24 protein-coding genes are annotated in these 21,668 nt (G+C 39.6%); 5 read left to right on the forward strand and 19 right to left on the reverse strand.

From position 1 onward, the window contains the following. Positions 1-39 precede the first annotated feature (39 nt). Positions 40-1,023, reverse strand: a complete 984-nt coding sequence (locus LG336_RS22865) for a 2-hydroxyacid dehydrogenase (RefSeq protein WP_404329739.1) — start codon at positions 1,021-1,023, stop codon at positions 40-42. A gap of 62 nt (positions 1,024-1,085) precedes the next feature. Further along, entirely contained in the window at positions 1,086-2,093 is a 1,008-nt protein-coding gene (gene yutH / locus LG336_RS22870) for a spore coat putative kinase YutH (RefSeq protein ID WP_404329740.1), read from the reverse strand. A 194-nt stretch (positions 2,094-2,287) separates the two neighbouring features. Between yutH and LG336_RS22875 the strand changes: the two genes are divergently transcribed. Then, positions 2,288-2,791, forward strand: coding sequence for a phosphatidylglycerophosphatase A (locus tag LG336_RS22875; protein ID WP_404329742.1), 504 nt, complete (start codon positions 2,288-2,290; stop codon positions 2,789-2,791). A gap of 681 nt (positions 2,792-3,472) precedes the next feature. Here the strand turns inward: LG336_RS22875 and LG336_RS22880 are convergent. Further along, positions 3,473-4,240 carry a TIGR01457 family HAD-type hydrolase gene (locus LG336_RS22880; protein ID WP_404329743.1) on the reverse strand — a complete coding sequence of 256 codons (768 nt, stop codon included), beginning with the start codon at positions 4,238-4,240 and terminating at the stop codon, positions 3,473-3,475. Between the two features lie 88 nt (positions 4,241-4,328). Beyond that, the gene (locus LG336_RS22885) at positions 4,329-4,766 is read right to left on the reverse strand and encodes a DUF86 domain-containing protein (protein ID WP_404329745.1); all 438 of its coding nucleotides are present in this window, start codon (positions 4,764-4,766) and stop codon (positions 4,329-4,331) included. Between the two features lie 212 nt (positions 4,767-4,978). Here LG336_RS22885 and LG336_RS22890 point away from each other — a divergent pair, with 212 nt between their 5' ends. Next, positions 4,979-5,245: a DUF3055 domain-containing protein gene (locus tag LG336_RS22890; protein WP_404329746.1), complete on the forward strand. Its 267-nt coding sequence runs from the start codon at positions 4,979-4,981 to the stop codon at positions 5,243-5,245. Between the two features lie 79 nt (positions 5,246-5,324). Then, the gene (locus LG336_RS22895; RefSeq protein WP_404329747.1) at positions 5,325-5,609 is read left to right on the forward strand and encodes a cytosolic protein; all 285 of its coding nucleotides are present in this window, start codon (positions 5,325-5,327) and stop codon (positions 5,607-5,609) included. A 297-nt stretch (positions 5,610-5,906) separates the two neighbouring features. On the opposite strand, the gene LG336_RS22900 is transcribed toward LG336_RS22895, so the two are convergent. Beyond that, positions 5,907-6,182 carry a YutD family protein gene (locus LG336_RS22900; RefSeq protein ID WP_221873188.1) on the reverse strand — a complete coding sequence of 92 codons (276 nt, stop codon included), beginning with the start codon at positions 6,180-6,182 and terminating at the stop codon, positions 5,907-5,909. A gap of 151 nt (positions 6,183-6,333) precedes the next feature. Between LG336_RS22900 and LG336_RS22905 the strand changes: the two genes are divergently transcribed. Further along, a complete protein-coding gene (locus LG336_RS22905; RefSeq protein ID WP_404329748.1) occupies positions 6,334-6,981 on the forward strand; it encodes a YhcN/YlaJ family sporulation lipoprotein in 648 nt (215 codons plus the stop codon). A gap of 67 nt (positions 6,982-7,048) precedes the next feature. On the opposite strand, the gene lipA is transcribed toward LG336_RS22905, so the two are convergent. Further along, the gene (gene lipA, locus LG336_RS22910) at positions 7,049-7,969 is read right to left on the reverse strand and encodes a lipoyl synthase (RefSeq protein WP_404329749.1); all 921 of its coding nucleotides are present in this window, start codon (positions 7,967-7,969) and stop codon (positions 7,049-7,051) included. Between the two features lie 283 nt (positions 7,970-8,252). Between lipA and LG336_RS22915 the strand changes: the two genes are divergently transcribed. After that, positions 8,253-9,242 carry a M23 family metallopeptidase gene (locus LG336_RS22915; protein ID WP_404329750.1) on the forward strand — a complete coding sequence of 330 codons (990 nt, stop codon included), beginning with the start codon at positions 8,253-8,255 and terminating at the stop codon, positions 9,240-9,242. 35 nt (positions 9,243-9,277) lie between these two features. Here LG336_RS22915 and LG336_RS22920 read toward each other — a convergent pair whose 3' ends face one another. From LG336_RS22920 to LG336_RS22980, 13 genes are all read right to left on the reverse strand, one after another. Then, the gene (locus tag LG336_RS22920; protein WP_404329751.1) at positions 9,278-9,379 is read right to left on the reverse strand and encodes a methionine/alanine import family NSS transporter small subunit; all 102 of its coding nucleotides are present in this window, start codon (positions 9,377-9,379) and stop codon (positions 9,278-9,280) included. Beyond that, on the reverse strand, positions 9,379-10,890 hold the full coding sequence (locus LG336_RS22925) for a sodium-dependent transporter (RefSeq protein ID WP_404329752.1): 1,512 nt from the start codon (positions 10,888-10,890) through the stop codon (positions 9,379-9,381). Before LG336_RS22925 ends, LG336_RS22920 begins: the two co-directional genes overlap by 1 nt. A 13-nt stretch (positions 10,891-10,903) precedes the next feature. Further along, the gene (locus LG336_RS22930; RefSeq protein WP_404329753.1) at positions 10,904-11,044 is read right to left on the reverse strand and encodes a hypothetical protein; all 141 of its coding nucleotides are present in this window, start codon (positions 11,042-11,044) and stop codon (positions 10,904-10,906) included. 125 nt (positions 11,045-11,169) lie between these two features. Further along, a complete protein-coding gene (gene yunB / locus LG336_RS22935) occupies positions 11,170-11,934 on the reverse strand; it encodes a sporulation protein YunB (RefSeq protein WP_404329755.1) in 765 nt (254 codons plus the stop codon). 128 nt (positions 11,935-12,062) lie between these two features. Then, on the reverse strand, positions 12,063-12,365 hold the full coding sequence (locus tag LG336_RS22940) for a YunC family protein (RefSeq protein WP_221873194.1): 303 nt from the start codon (positions 12,363-12,365) through the stop codon (positions 12,063-12,065). A gap of 62 nt (positions 12,366-12,427) precedes the next feature. Continuing rightward, entirely contained in the window at positions 12,428-13,804 is a 1,377-nt protein-coding gene (locus LG336_RS22945; RefSeq protein ID WP_404329756.1) for a bifunctional metallophosphatase/5'-nucleotidase, read from the reverse strand. 233 nt (positions 13,805-14,037) lie between these two features. After that, on the reverse strand, positions 14,038-14,886 hold the full coding sequence (locus LG336_RS22950; protein WP_404329757.1) for a DUF72 domain-containing protein: 849 nt from the start codon (positions 14,884-14,886) through the stop codon (positions 14,038-14,040). Positions 14,887-15,277: 391 nt separating this feature from the next. Next, positions 15,278-16,675, reverse strand: coding sequence for a Fe-S cluster assembly protein SufB (sufB, locus tag LG336_RS22955; RefSeq protein WP_404329758.1), 1,398 nt, complete (start codon positions 16,673-16,675; stop codon positions 15,278-15,280). Between the two features lie 74 nt (positions 16,676-16,749). Then, positions 16,750-17,196 carry a Fe-S cluster assembly sulfur transfer protein SufU gene (gene sufU, locus LG336_RS22960; RefSeq protein WP_404329760.1) on the reverse strand — a complete coding sequence of 149 codons (447 nt, stop codon included), beginning with the start codon at positions 17,194-17,196 and terminating at the stop codon, positions 16,750-16,752. Next, positions 17,186-18,415, reverse strand: coding sequence for a cysteine desulfurase (locus LG336_RS22965; protein WP_404329761.1), 1,230 nt, complete (start codon positions 18,413-18,415; stop codon positions 17,186-17,188). Before LG336_RS22965 ends, sufU begins: the two co-directional genes overlap by 11 nt. After that, the gene (gene sufD / locus LG336_RS22970; protein WP_404329762.1) at positions 18,415-19,722 is read right to left on the reverse strand and encodes a Fe-S cluster assembly protein SufD; all 1,308 of its coding nucleotides are present in this window, start codon (positions 19,720-19,722) and stop codon (positions 18,415-18,417) included. Before sufD ends, LG336_RS22965 begins: the two co-directional genes overlap by 1 nt. A 19-nt stretch (positions 19,723-19,741) precedes the next feature. After that, positions 19,742-20,527 (reverse strand): Fe-S cluster assembly ATPase SufC, encoded by a 786-nt coding sequence (gene sufC / locus LG336_RS22975; protein ID WP_404329763.1) that lies wholly within the window; start codon positions 20,525-20,527, stop codon positions 19,742-19,744. Between the two features lie 709 nt (positions 20,528-21,236). Then, the gene (locus tag LG336_RS22980) at positions 21,237-21,614 is read right to left on the reverse strand and encodes a carboxymuconolactone decarboxylase family protein (protein WP_404329764.1); all 378 of its coding nucleotides are present in this window, start codon (positions 21,612-21,614) and stop codon (positions 21,237-21,239) included. Positions 21,615-21,668 lie beyond the last annotated feature (54 nt).

Genomic DNA, 21,668 nt, shown 5'->3' on the forward strand with positions numbered 1-21,668 from the left:
CTACTTTCAATGAATCTAATAATTCCCGTTAAAAATATATTATTTCGTTTCAAGTAACGACGTATTTACTAAGGTCTTCGGTCTCTCTCCTGATAAAATCCGTTTAATATTTTCTACACAAATATGTATCATTCCCATCCTGGTATCGATACTTGAGCTACCTATATGTGGGAGTGCCGTTACATTCTGCAGCTTTAGCAGTGGGTGATCCGCTGTAATCGGTTCGACCTCAAAGACATCAAGTCCCGCTCCAGCAATTTCTTTCTGCTCTAGCGCTTCGTAAAGTGCACCCTCATCCGCAACTGCTCCACGTGATGTATTGATAAAAATGGCAGTGGACTTCATTTTTTGAAATACTTCTGCATTAAACATATGCCGAGTTTCATTTGTCAGGGGTGCCATCGACACCACAAAATCGGACTGGCCAATTAGACTATCAAAAGAGCAGTACTTCGCACCGATTTCCTTTTCCGCCTCCGGCTTTCTTGTACGGTTATGGTAGAGAATCTCCATCCCAAATCCTTTGGCTCTCCGTGCAACGGCTTCGCCAATTTTCCCCATGCCACAAATCCCAATTGTCTTGTGATGTACATCATGACCGGCGAGGAGGAAAGGGCTCCAACTCTGCCATTTCCCTTCTTTTGTGAACTGGTCAGCTTCTACAACCCTTCGTGCGGTAGCGAGTAACAAGGCAAAGGTAAGGTCAGCAGTAGTCTCCGTTAATACATCTGGAGTATTGCAAACGTAAATCCCTCTTCTTGTTGCAGCTTCTACATCGATATTGTCATATCCGACAGCCATATTGGCTACCACCTTTAAATTTCTTCCCACTGATAACAATTCATCGGTAACAGGGTCAGACACTACCGTTAACAATGCATCTGCCTTTTCAACCTCTGAAAATAATACATCTTGTGGGACTGCTATCTCTTCACTCTCCCACATCTTCACGTTGAATGTCTCTTTTAATTCTGCAATACAAACGTCTGGAAGTTTTCTAGTTATATAAATAGATGGTTTCATTTTTCCCCTTCTCTCAAAAGAGTTTTCGTAATTATTTTAACATACTGATCATTTGTTTTGGACTATTTCATTAACCATTTAATTGCAGGCAATTTATAGGAACGAACTGGAGCATCAACAAGCTGATAAAAACCAGCTAGAAAACGCTCTTGCTCGGCAGAATAAGTTAAATATTTTTGCAACCTTTCCTCAAGCGCAAGCTTTTCTTGCTCAGAGGTGGTGATATAATAATTTTCAACACACTCAAAATAATGAAGTGGGAACAAAAGTCTTGAGTATAATAGCCTCCAGGAAAACGCAGATAGCTTACTAATCTGTTGGTAATCACCTAGAAAATTCCTTACGTCGGGTTGGTATGTTTGAGGATTATAGAAATATCGTTCTCTTACCCACTCAGCTAAATCCCTTGAAGCATGATCAAATACCCAATCATATGGGTTTTTAACTAAATTCTCCTTCCCCCAGCTTCCTCTTTTAAAACGTTCGTGACAGACCGTCCCATTGTCCATCTCTAAAGGCGTAGAATCTAATTCTGTATCAGTTAAGTATTGGATCGAATTCTCTGCAAGCCCCATATAATACGGAAAAGAGTCAAAAAACATTTTCTCAAATTCATTTTCGGGGCTTTGATTTAACTTGCTATTCCAAAACCCTTCCATTTGGTCTAGTCGCTTTTCCCACAGCTGTTTCCACTGTCCAATTCGATTTATGTTCTTCACTTGAAAGGGCATATACCTTCCCCGATGATGAAATCGAGCTAATTTTTTTCCAGTTTTTTTTTCAATTAGTGGTTTTGGTTCACGGTATTGTAATAAACTGTAATAACCCCCTTCCCACTCACAGATTTCTGCACCTTCTTTTGTTGGTAGAAAGCTTGGCATATCTTGGTCACCAAACGTACGGAGTTGTTCTGAGATTTTCTTAATCTCGCTTATTTCTTGCTCTTTCCTCCCTTTTACATTCATAATCAAATAAAGCGATGCATTTTGTTTAAAGGCACGATATCTTTCAAAATCAAGTTCATAACCATCTTTGATCCCGTACTTTTCTTTCAACATTTTTTCAAACATATAACCATCCCACCTCAAGATGAACTTTTTAGTACTATATGAGACGATGTTGGAAAACTTGTTAACAATGAAGGGGCACCCTTGCGTTTTTAGGCTATCTTGTAAAAGAGTGTAGGAAGAAACATGGGTTTCGTGTTTATTTTAGTTAGCAAATGTAGAAAATAAGGAAATATAGAAAGAAGGGTGAAAATTTTATGTTAGAAAAAAATAAAGCAATTAAACTTACCGAGGAAACAGCCCGGGAATGGCTCAAAAAACGTGGGGTTGAGGTTGAGGATATCGCGCAACTTGTTTATTACCTCCAAGAAAAGTATCACCCGGCATTAGCGATTGAAGATTGTTTAGAAAACGTTGAACGGGTCTTATCAAAACGTGAAGTACAAAATGCCATTTTAACTGGCATCCAGCTAGATATTCTTGCTGAACAAAAAAAACTTGAAGAACCCCTACAGTCTATTATTTCAGTCGATGAAGGTTTATATGGAGTCGATGAAATTCTGGCCTTTTCCATCGTCAATATTTATGGATCTATCGGTTTTACGAATTATGGCTATATCGACAAGCAGAAGCCTGGAATTCTACAAAAACTCAACGACAAATCCACTGGCCAATGTCATACATTCCTTGACGATATTGTCGGCGCCATTGCAGCTGCAGCTTCAAGCCGCCTAGCACACCGCGCTGCAGATATAGAATAAGTTTTACTTTATAAAAAAAGGAGGGCCGAAGCATTTTGCTAACGGGTACTCTTTAACGGTGTAAAATAATAAATTTTACGATAAATTAGAGTGCTAAATCTCAAAGATTTTAGCACTTTAATTTTTGTTATAATGTCAACTTTAGCGGAACGAAATCGGAGGGCAACTTATTAATTAGTAATCAAGGCCATCTGTTTCTAACCAAATAACCGGGGATATTCCGGTTAGATGCAAGAATGGAGCTCGTTTCGGGGATATAAGGGAAGATTTTCCGCTTATTCGCAAGAATGGAGTTCGTATCGAGGGATATAAGGGAAGATTTTCCGCTTATTGCAAATAAAAATCCCCCATTCTCACGTTTTCCGAGTAAATAAAGGGAATCTCTCCGCTTATTTAGGGTATTTTCACCGCTATTTACTAAATTAAGCGGAATTTTTCCCTCTATTTTTGTTAAGTATCATAGAAGGCAAGTAGGAATAATGATAAAAGCAGGGCAAATTCCAAAATGGTTGCCCTGCTTTTTCTTGGTGTATTGCTATACTATTTTTGCTTTTTGCACTTCAAAAGAGAATCCGTTAGCATTATGCAACGTCCCTCTTATCAATGGAACATATAAAAGTTTAACGAAGAGAAGTCCACCTCTAAGTGCTACGCCGTTGAAAAGGGAACTTACGCTTTTTCTTAATGAATCTCCCACTGATCAAGTGTATTTACAGTATAGGTTGGTTGTACGTCATAACTACGAAGATGCTTTGTGGTCGTAACGCCTGTATGAACGAGGAGCGTATCCATCCCTGCGTTTATTCCTGCAAGAATATCTGTATCATAATTATCCCCTACCATCAACGTCTCTGCCCTTTCAGTACCCAACACCTTTAAAGCTTGCTCCATGATGATCGATTCTGGTTTTCCAATAAAAATGGGCGTAGTCTGAGTTGAAACGGCCACCACGGAGGTTAACGAACCATTCCCTGGGACCAACCCCCGTTCGGTTGGAATGGCAATATCCCCGTTTGTAGAGATAAATGTTGCGCCATTCCGAACCGCTAAACATGCTACCGATAATTTCTCGTATGTAATATCCCGATCTATGCCCATCACCACATAGTCAGCGGCTTCACCACTCTCTTTAAATCCCTTTTCCCTAAGAGCAGTCTGAAGGCCTTCCTCACCAATCATATAGACGGTTGCAGCGCTGTTTTTTTCATAAATATAATTGGCTGTTGCTTGGCTCGTAGTAAAGACTTGCTGTTCGTTTGCAGGTATATTAAAGTCGCGAAGCTTTGCAGCAACCTGTGCTGGAGTACGCGCTGAATTATTCGTAACAAACAAATAAGGAATATCCTTCTCATTTAGCCTTTTTATGAAATCAAATGCTTCAGCAATTTGTTCTGATCCTCGATACATGGTTCCATCCAAATCAATTAAATAACCTTTGTAGTTTTTCATCTCTACGCCCCCTTGTCCATTTTTTAGTATACCTCTAATTATGAGAATAAAAAAAGACCATGAGTATGATTCACAGTCTAATGTTCAGCTATTTTTTAAAAGCAGAAACCGGTCCAAGTTCATTCGTTAAGTAATCGCGGACATTTCCAGAAAAGAGTTCTAAAACGGGTAGAGCTTTTGAGAAGGCTTGGTTTAATCCCTCGTGGTCCACTTTAGTATATTGTTGTACAGTCATCTTTCGATATTGAATCAAGTCAATAAAACTTTGATGCATTTCCTTCGTTATCACTTTCTCATCCTCAAGAATGTCAATAATATCTTCATAACTCCCAGGGTCACGCATAATAAAGCCATCAATCATCATATTTCCTACGTCAAGAATGGCTTCTAAAATAGTGTGGGTCAATCTTTCCAAGGCAGCTTTTTCAATTTCTGTGTTCCACTGACCATGACTTTTAAATAGATCAAGTTGTCTATCAAGGAAAACAAGAGTTTCCTCAATTGAGTCTCTGTCAACAAAGTACATATGTATTCCTCCGTTACGCCGTATTTCCCTGCATTAATTAGCAAAGTATCTACACACTATTGTACCATAATGAAAAGGGATACAGGACGGCTGTGACAGTTCTAATTGGAAAAGTTAAATACCTTATCATGTTTCATGCAGAGTCCTCAGCTTTTTGATAAGATGTATAAGATAGCTAGGCAATTGGCTCGAACTTAGGGAGGAATTTAAATATGACAGAACGTTTTTTCTTATATGATGACTTAGTTAACACGAAAACCCGCTTTGTTAGTTTCATGGGGGAAAACCAACGATTTGATTTGGCCATTATCCAATCCGATCGGTACTACGGTAAAAACATTGTCCTTGATATTCAAGGAAGTAGATATGCCATCATTGGTCCAGATGACCTCGATGAAGAAGGGTATCTTGAATATGCTTTTAATTTATCTGATGAGGATGCAGAGGAACTCCGGTCGTTTTTACGCGAAACTGTTTAACTTTTTTCCCGATTCGTTTTGTTATTCTTAAGAACAAGTACAAATACTAAGAACAAAACGAGAAAAGGGGGTAACAAACTTGGCCAATAAAGACTCTGAAGTATATTCAGATGTTTCCAACGTAGAAAAAAGCAAGAACTTTTTAACAGCTGAGGAGTTTCCAGAGGGTCCATTTGGATCACCGCGTGGCAAAGAGGAACCTGTCGAAAATAAAAGTTCAGAATGGAAAGAAGGGCAAAGACCCTATAGTGCGTTTAACTATGAAAATAAATCACTCCACCAGGAGCTACCGCGACAAATGGAGGGCGCTCACCCAACCCATGATGACCCTGACAAAGACGTACAGGAACCTTATACTCCATAAAGGTAGGATAGTTACTAATATTGAATTTGGACAACTGTAAAAAAATTGACTTTGTAAAATTGAATTATTAAGATTTCACACCGTTGATTGGAGTGTAAGGCACGTAGACTCCTGCGGGAGTGCAAGGCCAAGGGAGACCTAGGTTGAATTGGTCCGCGTGATGGACCAATTCAACCCCGCAGGAGCGAAGCGACGAGGGGGCTTCCGGACTGCCTGCGGAAAGCGAAGTGCCTGGAATGGAAATCAACGGCCAATTATAATCAGCAAAAATAAGAAAAAGGCCATTCGGCCTTTTTCTTATTTTTTCACCTTTTTTACAATAAAGTAAGCACAACCAAAATTACAAAACTCATATAGGTACTCACTTACTGTGCTAATTTTCGTATCAAATGTCGCTTTCTGGCTTTGATCTTCAAAAAATCCCTTTAACCTCAGCTGCCCATAGCCCCAATCCCCTACAATATAGTCATATCTCGTTAAAATATCGCTATATCGCGAACGAAACGCTTCCTCATTAAAAGCTTCCTTGTAGTCATCAATGACTTCATAACAAATATTATTGATGCAAATCATACTTTCACCTCTTTTAGCAAATTCCTATCTATCTGGACATTATGTAATTCTGTAATGTTCTGCCTGTTTAAATTATAACTGATTCTCCAGCAATTACTAAGAAAAAAAAGAAAATGATGGGTCATTCTAATCAATAGGGGGTGTTGTGCAGATGATAAAAAAAGGAATCACCATATTGGGGATTTGTGGCTTTGCTCTTGCGGGATGTGCTGGAAATGCAGCCAATCAAGGTCAAAATGGCAATGAAGAAGCTGGCATATATAATGAAAGTGGTAGTCAATTGCATACTAATAACCATGAACCTGACTTCTACAACGCCGATATGAATGGCGACGATACTACCTTTGGTTATGTACGCTATAAGCGGGCTGGAGTTATGGGTGCAGATGATCAACCAAAATATGAGATTGACCGCGAACAGCTCGCAAATATGATTTCAAAGCTGGGAGCGCAAGTACCAAATGTAGATGATGTTTCGACACTTGTAACAGATGAAGAAGTTTTAATGGTCTATGAGTCCGATTCAGACAAACCAAGTGAAACAGCCGAACAAGTGAAAAAAATGGCAATGTCCGTGGTGCCTGGTTGGTTCCATATTTATGTAACGGACGATACCGATTTGAGACAAAATGTCGAGAACTATGCTACACTCAACACAAATAGTCGTGACGTCGATAGCTTGATTGACAAGTTAATTAAGCAAATGGAGAAATCTCAACAAGGACAGGATACAGCTGATTCTACTTATGATAATATTCAAAGGGAATCTGAAGGAAATAATATGAACACTCAACAATAAACAGACATTGAAGAAAAAGAGTTCAGCCTGTGCTGAACTCTTTTTCTAGTAGTAGTAGTAGTAGTAGTTACGCTTCCTTAGCTTCTTTATCGTCGCCAAGCATTTGCTTATGCTTTGCAGCCTCATTTACCTGTTCATCGGCATGATATGACGAGCGAACAAGTGGACCAGCCTCACAATGACTGAAACCTTTTTCTAAAGCAATTTCCTTTAACTCATTAAACTCATCAGGGTGGTAGTATTTTACAACCTTTAAATGCTTTTTCGATGGTTGCAAATACTGTCCAATCGTCAAGATTTCAACATTGTTTTCACGAAGATCATCCATCGCTTCAATAATTTCTTCTTTCGTTTCTCCAAGCCCAATCATGATGCTTGATTTCGTCGGAACAGAGGGTTGCATTTCTTTCGCTCGACGTAAAAATTCAAGTGAGCGTTCATAGGTCGCTCTAGCCCTAATTCTCGGAGTTAGTCGTTTCACAGTCTCAATATTATGGTTTAAAATATCTGGCTTGGCATCCATTAAGGTTTGTAAATTCTCAATCTTTCCACCCATATCTGATGGTAAAACTTCAATCGAAGTAAAAGGATTTTTCCGTCGGATTGCTCTTACCGTTTCAGCAAAAACGGCAGCTCCACCATCCTTAAGGTCATCCCGAGCAACCGCTGTAACAACAACATGCTTCAAATTCATGGTAACAACAGAATCTGCTACTCTTTCCGGCTCTTTCAAATCAAGCTCTGTTGGAAGACCAGTCTTTACAGCACAGAAACGACAAGCGCGAGTGCAAGTATCACCAAGAATCATAAAGGTGGCTGTCCGTCTGACTGCCCAACACTCATGGATATTCGGACAACGAGCCTCCTCGCACACTGTATGTAGACTTTGCTCGCGCATCATTTTCTTTAAACCGGTATAATTTTCATTTGTATTTAATTTAATTTTAAGCCATTCAGGCTTTCTAAGTACTTCCTCTTTATTAGACATCGTGTCACTCCATTTCCTCAAAAATTCCTCTAGTGTCAAGGAATCCTTCCTTAGTCACTTTAACATATATCAAAAACTTAGTACAAGTACGATACTTTTTTGCTTTCCAAATATTGCTCACTATGAATTCGCTTGTTTCTCATAAACTAAAGCCATAAACACGTGAATTTTTTTCTACGCACTTAAATGATAGAGCTCAATGAATAATTGGCGTGTTGGAAATCCAAACTTTAAAAGGAAAGTATTTTTTAATTCTGAAACAAAGCGGAAGGAGGATTCCTAAGTGAGGTATCTTCTTGCATTTATTGTTTTATCACTCCTCTTCACTTTTCCTTTTAATGTAGCAGCTAATGAAAAGCAAGAGGATATTTATGAAAAGCGGATGGAGCTATATAAAAGAGTTGAGTCTGTTACTCAAATACCGTGGTACTACTTAGCTGCGGTTGACCAGTATGAACGAAGCATTCGGAAGGCAAGAAAAGATCTCCCCGCCGCAGAAGGTCTTACAGGGATTTATTTTAAACCTGAAGTTTGGTCAGGGTTGCTGAACCCTAATCCAAACGATACGAATCCCCAGCGAATTCAATTTTTTGAAGGAGTAGGCATCGATGGAAATGGAGATGGAAAAGCCGATTTCGCGAATGATGAAGATGTTCTTCACGCCTTTGCTCAATTGCTTCTTACTTATGGAACGGACCATGATAATCTTAAAATTGGTCTCTGGGAGTACTATAAGCGTGATAAAACGGTAGGAATTATCATTGGTAAAGCAAAAATCTATCAAAAGTTCGGACGCCTAAATTTAGATGAACATTCATTCCCAGTTCCTCTAAGAAGTAACCATAGCTACAAAAATACTTGGGGTGACGCCCGAGGTTGGGGTGGCAGAAGAATTCATGAGGGGACGGATATATTTGCAAATTATGGTGTACCTGTCCGTGCCACTGGGTATGGAATCGTCGAAATGAAAGGCTGGAACCGCTATGGTGGGTGGAGAGTTGGCATACGAGACATTAACAATACCTACCATTATTTTGCCCATTTAAGTGGTTTCGCTAAAGATTTAACTATCGGGCAAATTGTTGAACCGGGACAGGTTATTGGTGGTGTTGGGAGCTCTGGATACGGACCTCCTGGAACCTCTGGTAAATTCCCACCTCATTTACACTATGGAATGTATAAAGACAATGGCTATACAGAATGGTCCTTTGACCCTTATCCACATTTAAGATTATGGTCCAAAGAAGAACGTGCTAGAATTAAGAATAAATAAAAGCCAGCCTCATAATCGAGGCTGGCTTTTCATATTTATTGTCGAGATTTTCTTACGGCATGCACAACACTAGCTGCAAGCCCCCCCCAGATAATCACCATTCCAACAACCATCATCGCAACTGCACTTGCTTCCATTATTTAGAAACCCCCTTATCTTTTGGGATATCATAAAGAGTAGAGTCCCACTTTTTCGCATAAGCGAAAAGGATTCCAACAATAATAACTGCGATAGATACCAGCCAACCAAAGTAGAAGTTGAAGCTAACTGGATACCCTCCATAGCTCGTTTCTAGGTCGGTCATGATATTCATGACCATCATGATTCCAAGAACAACTGGAGTGATGTACTTCAAACAAATGGTCCACCAGCTTCCAAGTCCAATATCTGAAATTCCGTTAGCATGGTCTTTAAGGTTATTTAGTTCCTTAGCGACCCAAGCGACGATAATAATTTCAACAAGTCCTGCAAAGGCTACACCATAGTTATTAATGAAAGCATCAACGGTATCTAAGAAATTCAGACCACCTTGAGTTGCATATAAAATCGAAATTAACGCCGAGAGCCCACCACCGATTGCAACCGCTTTGGTACGTGATACTTTAAACTTTTCTTGAACACCAGCTACATAGGTTTCTACAATTGAGATGAGTGAAGACAAACCAGCTAGAGTTAAGCATAAGAAGAACAAGACACCGAATGCCCCACTGAATGCAGGCAACTCATTAATAATTTGTGGGAACACTGCAAAGGCCAAGATAACCCCTTTGCTTACAACCTCATCAATCGGCGCACCTTGTTGCATGGCCATAAATCCTAATGCTGCGAAAACCCCAATACCTGCTAGTAGCTCAAAGGAAGAATTCGCAAAACCTGTAATAAACGCATTATTGGTAATATCTGATTTCTTTGGTAAGTAGCTTGAATAAGTAATCATAATCGCAAAGGCAATCGATAAACTAAAAAAGATTTGTCCGTAAGCTGCAACCCAAACCTTCCCATTCATGATTTGACTCCAGTCAGGCTTAAAGAATGCATTTACACCATCAATTGCTCCTTCAAGTGTCAAAGCGCGCACAACAATGATAAAGAATAATAGTACGAGTGCTGGAATAAAAATTTTGTTAGCGACCTCGATTCCTTTCTTAACTCCCTTAAACAGGATACCAAGTGCGATGACCCAGACGATGACTAATGGTAAAAATACACCTGGAACAAGACTTCCGACCTGTCCTGCGTCTACGACTTTTAAATAGTCCCCTACTAAAAATGATAGCGGATCTTCTCCCCATTGCTTGCCAATAGAAAAATACCCGTAAGACATCGCCCAGGCGATAATAACGGCATAATAAGTGGATATTACAAACGAAATTCCTAATTGCCACCAACCTAACCATTCAGCACCCTTTTTCATCTTAAAGAAGCTTAATGGTGCCGAACCTCTATATTTGTGGCCAATCGTAAATTCTAGGATTAGCAACGGAATACCTGCAGTTAATAATGCAAACAAGTAAGGAAGAAAAAAGGCTCCTCCTCCATTTTCGTAAGCTACTCCTGGAAAGCGCCAGATATTCCCTAAACCAACAGCTGAACCAACTGCAGCAAGGATGAAACCGGCCCTAGTCCCCCATTGCGGACGATTCTCCATAATCATATACCCCCTAATTTTCTTCAATTGCCCTCGAGTTAAAAGAACAATTTAAACTTTTTTTATTTTCTGATATTTCACTTGTGAATAGTATAGCTTGTATTTTTTCTTTTGTCAAAATAATAATTATAATTTTCTTTTTATTTTTTTTCAAATTAAAATCCTCCTAGAAAACTGAGGATATCCCTTTTCCAGTCTGTTTGGATAAAGCTGTCCAGAGTGAATGGACAGCTTTAATATTATTGCTATCTTATAATAAATCCTAAAACCTTCCAATATTTATGGATTTGTTGGTAACTCAATTGCCGGTGCACCACCTCCACCATTATTAAAAAATTGTGGTACTTCCCCTTCGTGTAGGAATGTGCCAATTGGAATATCTTCCTGGATGGTTGCAACCTTTGTGGCGAATGGAATAATAATTTGAACATTCACAATCACTCTAATGGATGCCTCTATCCAAGTATTATTGATTCCAAGCGGTTTTTGGTTCCAAACTACGTCCGTAACCACATCACCTATTGCCGTAAATTGTACTGGAATATTTGGTCCTTGGTTTGCGAGTAGTACATTGTTTGTTGCTTGACCTAAAGGAATATAATAGACAAGTCCTTTTTTAGAGTCTACAGCTTCTGAGTCAAATTCTACATCGGCCAATGATTCTAATGCCTTCACATTCCCTTTTTCTGCTTCATTAATATTTGCCTGAACAAGGCTTACGGTTTCGGCTTTAATTTTGTTGAGTACTTCAGCGTTATACTGAATAACAGTCCTTTTGCCTTCACTAATCGGAACATATTCGATTAAGTCAGTGGTGTTCATACCGCTAACAACTTGTTCATTAATGGCTTTGTTAATAACAAGAGTCGCAATTTTCGTCGTCTGGGATTCAGCATAGCGCATCAAAGTCGGTTCAATTTTCTTATCAATAATCCACAGACCACCCACTGTTGAAAGAATAAAAAATAGGATCGTTAGCAAAAGAACGTACTTGAACGGTAAGGGTCCTTTTTTACGTCGCAGCCGGAGGCCCGATCTCGCCAAAATAAAATCCCCCCTTTACAAGCATATGTATGCTGTAAAGGGGGGACATAGCCTAAAAAGTATTTAATTATTGTTTACATTGTTTTCATCTTTGAGTTGTAAGTGAAAAACAATCTAAACAAATCCCTTTAGACCATTTTTCCAAGCGCTTCCTTCCCAGACATGCCTGCGGTGATTCCTAAGTTTTCAGCCTCGATTGTGACCGATTCCAATGGAGCTTCAAGCAGTTGTTCAATCGTTTTGACCCCAACGGCTCTCCCGGCAATCACCTTTCGATCTTTTAATTTCTCATTTAAAAGAGCGACGTCTAGTGCACCACACATAATATATCCTTTATCGCTTGTCACAACAAGCAGGTTCGTTTTTGGCAGTCTGACAGAAATGCTTAAGAAGGTATGGCCGTTTAATTCGATTGGCGACATTTCAATCATTAATCAGCTCCCCTTTCTTACTTACAAGTTATGCCTGAGTAAGAAAAATGTGAGCCTAGCTATTACTTATATAACTCTTTTAATTTCTCCCTTAGTAAATCCCTTAGAAATTCTGGAACAAAGTAATTTTTCGTTTGGGAACGAAAAATCTCCGGAAAGAATCGACCAAAAGTAAACATATCTGGAATGGCAACCGTGTAGATTTTTTTCGGATGGATTGGCTTATTTTCAATCAAAATTTCCTTTGTATGCTCTTTTACTCTTTTAAATTCAATCCCTTCATAAACAAAATTCCCCATGACCGTTCCGCGAAAACCAAGGCCTTTAATTTGAAGATGTGGCCATTTTTCATCCCTAGTTTGTAGGAGAACTTCTTTTAACTCTGCACCAGTTAGCTTCACTGTACAAGGATTAATCGGGTGAGGACAAATGGATAATAAGTCGTATTCAGTCACTCTCCCCTTGTCCAAACCTCTTAAAAGGAGACCTGAATTTAAAAAAGCACAATCGGCACTACACCAATCTTTTAAGGTTTTACACAACAGGCTTGCTAATGGAGATTCTTCAAAATTCTTTGCAATTAACGGGTGTGGCAAATCTACTACGGGTACTTCTAGCAGACCTTTTCCCTTTGCATAGAGGTTTTCAATCATCTCATTTTCATTTTCTACTGGTTTCCATTCATTCATATCATATAAACTGGCCTTTTTAGCAAGGACTTTCTTTGTCTCTTCATCTATTTCCACTATCACATGTCCAGTAAATTGCCCGTATTTTCCTGCAGCAGCAAGGAGTGAATTCTGAACCAACTTTCCTTCATGTAATATATGATGAGTATGACCGCCAAGCACCACATCAACCTCAGGAAACATCGTACCTATGCGTTCATCATCATGAATGCCAAGGTGGGACAGCAAAACTATAATATCTGTTTTTCCTTTTAATTCTTTTAAGCATGCTTCCAGTTCCTCCAACGGATCGGTTACTTTCCAACCTAAAAGATTATAAATATGATTAAAATTAACGGTCAGACCAATCGCTCCAATTTTCGTTCCAGCTTTGGTTGTAAAAATTTTATAAGGCTGAAGCCACTCTGGCCTTGTCCCATCTTCCCTATACAAATTGGCTGCTAGAACTGGGAATTGCCTGCTCTCATACATACTGTCTAAATCTTCATAGGATTGGGTAATTCCCTCGTTATTTCCAAATGTTACTGCATCATAACTGGCATTATTCAAGAGTTCAACGATTCCCCTACCTCTTGTAGCATCTGCCAGGGGGTGCCAGCGATCCATATGATCCCCAATATCAAACAGGAGATACTCATCTCCCTCCTGCTCATGCCACTTCCTTCGCTGTGTTACAAGCTGGTGAATCCTAGGCCAGTGTTCAAAATGACTATGTAAATCGTTTGTATGATAAATATGAAGAACTTCCAATCAATCTCATCCCTTTTTTTAAGGCTCTTTTCCCAAACTTTGTTGCTTTTGAAATGAAAACTAAGTGCTATGGCTAGCTTTATAATGTAAACAGCCGATTTAGAAAAGAGCTTGCAAATTTACTATTAGCGTACAAAATAACTTTTCTTACGTTAAAATCGGCTTTAAGTAGTAAAAATCGGCTTTAAGATTTTTACAATTTTAACAACAATCTTTTTGAAAACAACCTTTTTTTAAAATAAACCTAGTTGTCGTGGATTTAAGTCCCTGTATTCAATATTTAATAATTCCAACAACTGAAGAGCATTATCAGCCGCATCTCCTCCAGAGTTATTATTAAATAAGACATAAACATTTTTGGTTTTTTTCTTAAGTTCGGTTAGTTGGGTTGCCCACTCTTTTAATTCTTTTTCATTATACCTATATAAATAACGAACTTCTCGCCAATTATCACCAGCGGTGCTTCGGTTCCAGCCAGCGATATTTCGACCATGAAACCGAACAAGGACATTCTCTCCAGAAGTAGGCTTAAGGACAATTGGGACCGACCCATTTCCCGCTTGCGGTTCATCACAAATGCTGTGAATCCAGTTTTCTTGTTTCATAAACTGTAGCGTCTTATCAATAAGCTCATCGGTAAACCATGTGCGATTCCTAAATTCAAGAGCGCATGGGATATCCCCCATTTTATCCCGACACCAGCGTAAATAATCGACATTAGATCGCTTACAGTCAAACCATGGCGGAAATTGAAATAACACCATCGCCAGCTTGCCTGCTTCCCTATACGGGCGAAGCGAATCACAAAACGCCTCAAACATCTCGGTTTGATCCTGGAACGGGCTTTCACCTCGTTGATGTCCTGTCATACCTTGATAGGCTTTCACAATAAATTTGAAGGAAGCAGGCGTATCTTTGACCCAACGTTCTGCATTTTTGATAGGTTGTATCGCATAAAAGGAAGTGTCCACTTCCACAACTGGAAAATAACTTGAATACTCTTTTAACTTTTCCCGGGCTGGGGTTCTACTACCATATAGACTGTCATGGTCTCCCCAGCCTGTCAATCCAACTGAGATCATAACACCCCTCCAATATGTACATGATAGCATATCTTGATTGTTGGTTCTCTTTTCTCAACTTGTCCACGGGTTCCTCAGTTCCCATACTTCGCCTTGCCCCCTCAGTATGGGCATTGAAACGACTCCTCAGTTCCCTTACTTCGCCCAGCCTCATGAGTATGGGCATTGAAACACCCCCTCAGTTTCCATACTTCGCCCAGCCTCATGAGTATGGGTATTGAAACGCCCCCTCAGTTTCCATACTTCGCCTTGCCTCATGAGTATGGGCATTGAAACGACTCCTCCAGTTCCCATACTTCGCCTCGACTCATGAGTATGGGCATTGAGACAACACCGGGGCCCCATAGAAAAAGCCGCTTACAATTAAAGTAAGCGGCTTTTGTATAAGGTATTAACCGATTGAACCTTCCATCTCGAACTTAATCAAGCGGTTCATTTCAACGGCATATTCCATTGGTAATTCTTTTGTAAATGGCTCGATGAAGCCCATTACGATCATTTCAGTTGCTTCTTCTTCAGAAACTCCGCGGCTCATCAGATAGAAGAGCTGCTCTTCGGAAACTTTAGACACCTTCGCTTCATGCTCAAGCGAGATATTGTCATTTAAAATTTCGTTGTAAGGAATGGTATCAGAAGTAGAGCTATTATCCATAATTAAAGTATCACATTCAATATTAGAACGAGCACCTGTTGCTTTACGTCCAAAGTGAACAACACCACGATAGGTTACCTTACCACCTTGCTTCGAAATTGACTTCGAAACAATTGTAGAAGAAGTATTTGGTGCAAGGTGAATCATTTTCGCGCCAGCATCCTGATGCTGACCTTTACCTGCTATAGCGATAGAAAGAGTCATTCCTCTTGCGCCTTCGCCTTTTAAAATAACAGCAGGGTATTTCATTGTTAGCTTAGAGCCGATGTTCCCATCAATCCATTCCATTGTTGCATTTGCATCACAAGTGGCACGCTTTGTAACAAGGTTATAGACATTGTTAGCCCAGTTTTGAATCGTTGTATAACGGCAGTAAGCATCCTTCTTAATGATGATTTCAACAACCGCGCTGTGAAGGGAGTTAGTTGTGTATACAGGTGCTGTACATCCTTCAACATAGTGAACATGTGCGCCTTCATCAACGATAATTAATGTTCGCTCAAATTGCCCCATGTTCTCAGAGTTAATACGGAAGTAAGCTTGTAAAGGTGTTTCAACCTTGATTCCTTTTGGAACATAGATAAAGGAACCACCAGACCATACAGCTGAGTTTAATGCAGAAAACTTGTTATCTGTCGGTGGGATTACCTTTCCAAAGTGCTCACGGAAAAGATCTTCATTTTCTCTTAAAGCAGAGTCTGTATCCTTGAAGACAATTCCCTGATCTTCTAGTTCTTCCTTCATATTATGATAAACAACCTCAGATTCGTATTGAGCAGATACCCCAGCTAAATACTTCTGTTCTGCTTCAGGAATACCAAGTTTATCGAAAGTACGCTTAATTTCTTCAGGTACTTCATCCCATGATTTTTCTGATTTCTCAGATGGTTTTACATAATAAGTGATTTCATCAAAGTCTAATGAACCTAAATCTCCGCCCCACTGTGGCATTGGCATTTTATAAAAATGCTCAAGTGACTTCAAACGGAAATCAAGCATCCATTGAGGCTCATCCTTCATTTTGGAAATCTCTTCAACGATTTCACGAGTCAACCCTCGCTTAGATCGGAAGATGGAAACGTCTTTATCGGAAAAGCCATATTTATAATCACCGATCTCTGGCGCTTTTTTAGCCATCGTCGAATTCCTCCATTCCTAGGAGAGGAAAAACTCATCCTTCTCCGTTTTAATATCGTTTGTTGCAAACAACCTTATTCCTGGTTATCTTCGTTCAAGCCTTTTTCCATAGCCTTCCATGCAAGTGTCGCACATTTAATCCTTGCTGGGAATTTTGCTACCCCTTGCAGAGCTTCAATGTCCCCTAAGTCTATGCTATCATCTTCATCATATTCTTTTCCTTGCATCATATCTGAAAAGATTTTTGATAACTTTAACGCTTCTTCAATCTTTTTCCCTTTAATTGCTTGGGTCATCATTGAAGCGGATGACATGGAAATGGAACATCCTTCCCCGTCGAACCTTGATTCGGTTACAATGCCATCTTCGACATTCATCGTTAACTGAATCCGATCTCCACATGTTGGGTTATTCATGTTCACCGTTAGACTTCCATCTTCAAGTACCCCTTTATTACGAGGGTTCTTATAGTGGTCCATGATTACTTGACGGTATAGAGTATCGAGGTTATTAAAAGACATCGCTGAAATACTCCTTTGTTTTGATAAGACCGGAAACCAACTTATCGATCTCATCTTCTGTATTATACAGATAGAAGCTTGCACGTGCCGTTGAGGAAACGTTCAACCATTTCATCAGCGGTTGTGCACAATGATGCCCTGCTCGAACTGCAATTCCATCTGCATCGAGAACAGTGGCAACATCATGTGGATGCACATCATTCAAATTGAATGTGACAACACCCGCTCGCTGAGAAGAATCTCGTGGGCCATAAATTGTAAGACCCTCGATGGTTGACATTTTTTCCATCGCATAGGCAGCCAGCTTATGCTCGTGAGCTTCAATATTTTCTAATCCAACTTCTTGTAGGAAGTCAATAGCAGCACCCAGACCAATTGCCCCAGCAATAATCGGTGTTCCGCCTTCAAACTTCCATGGGAGTTCTTTCCATGTTGATTCGTATAAGCCTACAAAATCAATCATTTCGCCACCAAATTCAATTGGCTCCATTTTTTCTAGCAGGTGCTTCTTTCCGTAAAGAGCACCAATACCTGTTGGACCACACATTTTATGCCCTGATAAAGCAAAAAAGTCACAATCTAGGTCTTGAACATCTATTTTAACATGTGGTGCACTTTGAGCTCCATCTACAACCATTATCGCGCCATTTTCATGGGCAATCTTAGTGATTTCTTTGATGGGGTTGATAACACCTAGTACATTCGACACATGCATAATAGAAACGATTTTCGTATTAGCATTTACGGTTGCCTTTACGTCCTCAAGTGAGATGCTTCCATCTTCTTGAAGCGGTAGATATTTTAAAGTAGCGCCGGTCGCCTTAGCGACCTGCTGCCATGGAATAATATTACTATGGTGTTCCATATAAGAGATAACAATTTCATCGCCTTCACTTAAGTTTGCACGGCCATAACTGGCTGCAACTGTGTTAAGTGCAGTTGTTGTCCCTCTAGTAAAAATCACTTCTTCAATCGACTTTGCATTTATGAACTTCCGAACCTTTTCACGAGCTCCTTCGTACCCATCCGTTGCTCGTGTACCAAGCGTATGAACCCCACGGTGTACATTGGAATTATACTCACGGTAGTAACGATCCACTGCCTCGATGACCTGAACAGGTTTTTGGGACGTCGCCGCACTATCAAGGTAGACTAACGGATTCCCGTTTACTTCCTGATGCAAGATTGGAAACAATTCCCGAATTTCTTGGACGTTCATTATTTTACTTTCCTTTCGATGACTTCAACTAGTTGCTTTCTAACACCTTCGATTGGAAGCTGATTTACAACTGGAGCTAAGAAGCCATGAATAACGAGACGCTCAGCCTCTACTTGAGGAATTCCACGGCTCATCAAATAGTAAAGCTGAACAGGATCCACGCGACCTACAGAAGCAGCATGACCTGCTGTTACATCATCTTCGTCAATAAGTAAAATTGGATTCGCGTCTCCACGAGCCTTTTCACTTAGCATTAAAACACGAGATTCTTGTTCTGCATTGGCTTTAGTAGCACCATGTTCAATCTTACCGATTCCATTAAATATGGAGCTAGCGCTATCCTTCATAACACCATGCTTAAGGATATAGCCCTCGGAGTTTTTACCAAAGTGAACAACAGCTGTTGTAAAGTTCTGGATTTGCTCTCCACGACCAACAACCACTGTTTTCGTATCGCCAAATGATCCATCGCCAATTAGATTGGTTGTGTTTTCTGAGATGGTATTCCCGTCATTCATCAGTCCAAGAGACCACTCAATTTTCGCATCTCTTCCTGCGATTCCGCGACGGTTTACATAGGTTGTTGTATCCTTCGCCAATGTGTCTACAGCGCCATACTGGATTGTAGCATTTGCATTCGCAACAACTTCAGAAACGATGTTGAATTTACTTTCAGCTGTATCTACTGTTGAAATGTAGTTTTCAACATAAACGACACTACTATTGTCTTCAGCCACAACTAATACGTGATTAAAAACATTCGCTTCCGCATCATCATGGATGAAAATAGCTTGTATTGGTTCAGTAATTTCTACATTTTTTGGTACATATAAGAAGGCTCCGCCATTTGCAAATGCAGCATGAAACGCTGTTAGGCGATGTTCGTCTGTTTTCACTGCTGTCATGTAATACTTCTTCAACAAGTCACCGTGTTCACGGGCTGCTGTGAAAATATCAGTAAAAATGACCCCTTTTTCTTGTAGCTCTTGTGTTACAGACAAATAAGCAGGCTTATTGTTCCGTTGCACATAAAGACTGTTTTCCTTTGCTTCGTTCCCAACAAGTAGTTTAACTTCTTCTGGGAGCTCATCAAGATTTTTATAAGCTTCACTTTTAACGAGAAGCTTCTCAAATTGGGTAAAGTTCCAATTGGTAATTTTCGTTTTATCCGGTCTTGGCATTGGAAGCGTGTCAGCTAGTTCTAGAGCTTGCACACGTAATTCAGTTAACCATTCCGGCTCGTTCATTTCTTTTGAAAAGGAAGTAATATATTCCTGATCAAACGGCAGCTTTGTTTCAGTAGTCATATTGATCCTCCCCTAGTGCTTACGCTTCTTGCCCAACTGTTTCGTCTTCAATCCCAAGTTCTTGTTTAATCCAGTCATATCCTTCTGCTTCTAGACGTTGAGCAAGCTCTGGTCCACCAGATTTTACAACGCGTCCTTGCATCATGACATGGACATGGTCAGGAGTGATGTAATTCAATAAACGCTGATAGTGAGTAATGATTAGGCAACCAAAGTCTTCGCCACGCATTTTGTTAATTCCATTAGAAACTACCTTTAATGCATCGATATCAAGACCTGAGTCAATTTCATCAAGGATCGCAATTTTTGGTTCAATCATCATCATTTGAAGAATTTCATTGCGTTTCTTTTCACCACCAGAAAAACCTTCGTTCAAGTAGCGTTGTGCCATATTTGGATCCATTTCAAGGAATTCCATTTGCTTATCCATGGTGCGGATAAATTTCATCAATGAAATTTCTTGTCCTTCTTCACGACGGCTATTGATTGCAGAGCGTAGGAAGTCGGCATTTGTTACACCGCTAATTTCACTAGGATATTGCATCGCAAGGAACAATCCTGCACGTGCTCTCTCATCTACTTCCATCTCAAGAACGTTTTCACCATCTAAAGTAACGCTTCCGCTTGTAACTACATACTTAGGATGACCCATGATTGCGGAAGATAATGTTGATTTACCTGTTCCGTTAGGTCCCATGATTGCATGGATTTCGCCACCCTTGATTTCAAGGTTGACACCCTTTAAAATTTCTTTGCCCTCAATCTCAACATGAAGGTCCTTAATTGATAATACAGATCCACCCATAATTGCTACCTCCGTTAGTAAATAAAAATATTAACCGATTTGCATCGGATAATCGATCTATTCTCATTCTATTCTCATTACAATCTTATAACAAATTAAAACTGTGTGCAACTGTTTAACAAGCGGTTATTATATTACAAAAGCTCGGAGTGACTCCCATTATTTTTTACAAAGCAAAACCCTTTCATGTATTGAGGTTTTGAGGATAGTACTCGTCCAAACCAGTGGACATGATACCATCAATAAAAAGGCTTCATTATAAAGTAAATCACACTTGTTATGTATATACAAAAGTTGAGACCAGTGTTCAATCAACACTGGTCTCATTATACACTTAAAATTCAACCTTAAGCATGGACTTTTCTATCAAAATCAGCTACGATTCTTTGACTTTTTATATAATCTTGATCGCGCCTTCTTTCAACATTCATCCTTAATTTATGCTTCATGCAGTAGACCTGATAGCCAATTCCATGTGCGCTGTGCATTGCTTTATCCATGACAGCCGTATAATTCATTTGAAGCTGAGTAATGTATAACCCATCCCTTCATTTGTTTTCTTTATTTTGTGACAATGTAATCGTAACACTTTTACATAAGTCTACTCAAAGCCAAAAAAACCGACAATTTGGGGATGACAAGGGATATAAGTGCCTCAGCTCGCAATAGCCCTATCAGTCTCACTATTCTTTCTAATTCTTTGCAACTTTTAGTTTTCTTTATTATTTTGATTAAAATCGGTTAAAGTATCTTGAACAAGGGTAACAGCCTGACTCATAGCAGCTCCGCCACCAAACGCAGCGGTCACACCGACTGCTTCAAGAATTTCGTCTTCAGATGCACCTTGGTCAAGACAGCCTTTAATATGATAAATGATGCAATATTCATCTTGAGCGAAAAGCGCTATTCCCAGAGCAATGAGCTGTTTTTCTTTTTGAGAAAGAGCCCCTTCCTTAAAACAAGCTTCCGTGAAGGCGTTATAATGTTCAGCAATCTTAGGCATTTTCTTCGTAAATACCCCTAATCCTTCCTTATATTCGAGTATAGCAGCCTCAGACATATTATTCGGTTCATGTTGATGTTCCATTATAATCACTCCATTCATATATAATCAGAGTTATTATGTTTGAAACTGTCAATG

This window comes from Mesobacillus maritimus (assembly GCF_044803185.1).
GTDB classification, from domain to species: Bacteria; Bacillota; Bacilli; order Bacillales; family Cytobacillaceae; genus Mesobacillus_B; species Mesobacillus_B maritimus_B.

Excerpts from the sequence above, each read along its gene's own strand:
- LG336_RS22880 (WP_404329743.1), bottom strand. The coding sequence starts at position 4,240 with ATGAAAAACTACAAAGGTTATTTAATTGATTTGGATGGAACCATGTAT.
- LG336_RS22865 (WP_404329739.1), bottom strand. The coding sequence starts at position 1,023 with ATGAAACCATCTATTTATATAACTAGAAAACTTCCAGACGTTTGTATT.
- LG336_RS22900 (WP_221873188.1), bottom strand. The coding sequence starts at position 6,182 with ATGATTTGCATCAATAATATTTGTTATGAAGTCATTGATGACTACAAG.
- LG336_RS22905 (WP_404329748.1), top strand. The coding sequence starts at position 6,334 with ATGATAAAAAAAGGAATCACCATATTGGGGATTTGTGGCTTTGCTCTT.
- LG336_RS22965 (WP_404329761.1), bottom strand. The coding sequence starts at position 18,415 with ATGAACGTCCAAGAAATTCGGGAATTGTTTCCAATCTTGCATCAGGAA.
- LG336_RS22885 (WP_404329745.1), bottom strand. The coding sequence starts at position 4,766 with ATGTACTTTGTTGACAGAGACTCAATTGAGGAAACTCTTGTTTTCCTT.
- LG336_RS22925 (WP_404329752.1), bottom strand. The coding sequence starts at position 10,890 with ATGGAGAATCGTCCGCAATGGGGGACTAGGGCCGGTTTCATCCTTGCT.
- lipA (WP_404329749.1), bottom strand. The coding sequence starts at position 7,969 with ATGTCTAATAAAGAGGAAGTACTTAGAAAGCCTGAATGGCTTAAAATT.
- LG336_RS22890 (WP_404329746.1), top strand. The coding sequence starts at position 4,979 with ATGACAGAACGTTTTTTCTTATATGATGACTTAGTTAACACGAAAACC.
- sufC (WP_404329763.1), bottom strand. The coding sequence starts at position 20,527 with ATGGGTGGATCTGTATTATCAATTAAGGACCTTCATGTTGAGATTGAG.
- sufB (WP_404329758.1), bottom strand. The coding sequence starts at position 16,675 with ATGGCTAAAAAAGCGCCAGAGATCGGTGATTATAAATATGGCTTTTCC.
- LG336_RS22875 (WP_404329742.1), top strand. The coding sequence starts at position 2,288 with ATGTTAGAAAAAAATAAAGCAATTAAACTTACCGAGGAAACAGCCCGG.
- LG336_RS22940 (WP_221873194.1), bottom strand. The coding sequence starts at position 12,365 with ATGATTGAAATGTCGCCAATCGAATTAAACGGCCATACCTTCTTAAGC.
- yutH (WP_404329740.1), bottom strand. The coding sequence starts at position 2,093 with ATGTTTGAAAAAATGTTGAAAGAAAAGTACGGGATCAAAGATGGTTAT.
- sufU (WP_404329760.1), bottom strand. The coding sequence starts at position 17,196 with ATGTCTTTTAATAACCTCGATACTCTATACCGTCAAGTAATCATGGAC.
- sufD (WP_404329762.1), bottom strand. The coding sequence starts at position 19,722 with ATGACTACTGAAACAAAGCTGCCGTTTGATCAGGAATATATTACTTCC.
- LG336_RS22980 (WP_404329764.1), bottom strand. The coding sequence starts at position 21,614 with ATGGAACATCAACATGAACCGAATAATATGTCTGAGGCTGCTATACTC.
- LG336_RS22950 (WP_404329757.1), bottom strand. The coding sequence starts at position 14,886 with ATGATCTCAGTTGGATTGACAGGCTGGGGAGACCATGACAGTCTATAT.
- LG336_RS22920 (WP_404329751.1), bottom strand. The coding sequence starts at position 9,379 with ATGGAAGCAAGTGCAGTTGCGATGATGGTTGTTGGAATGGTGATTATC.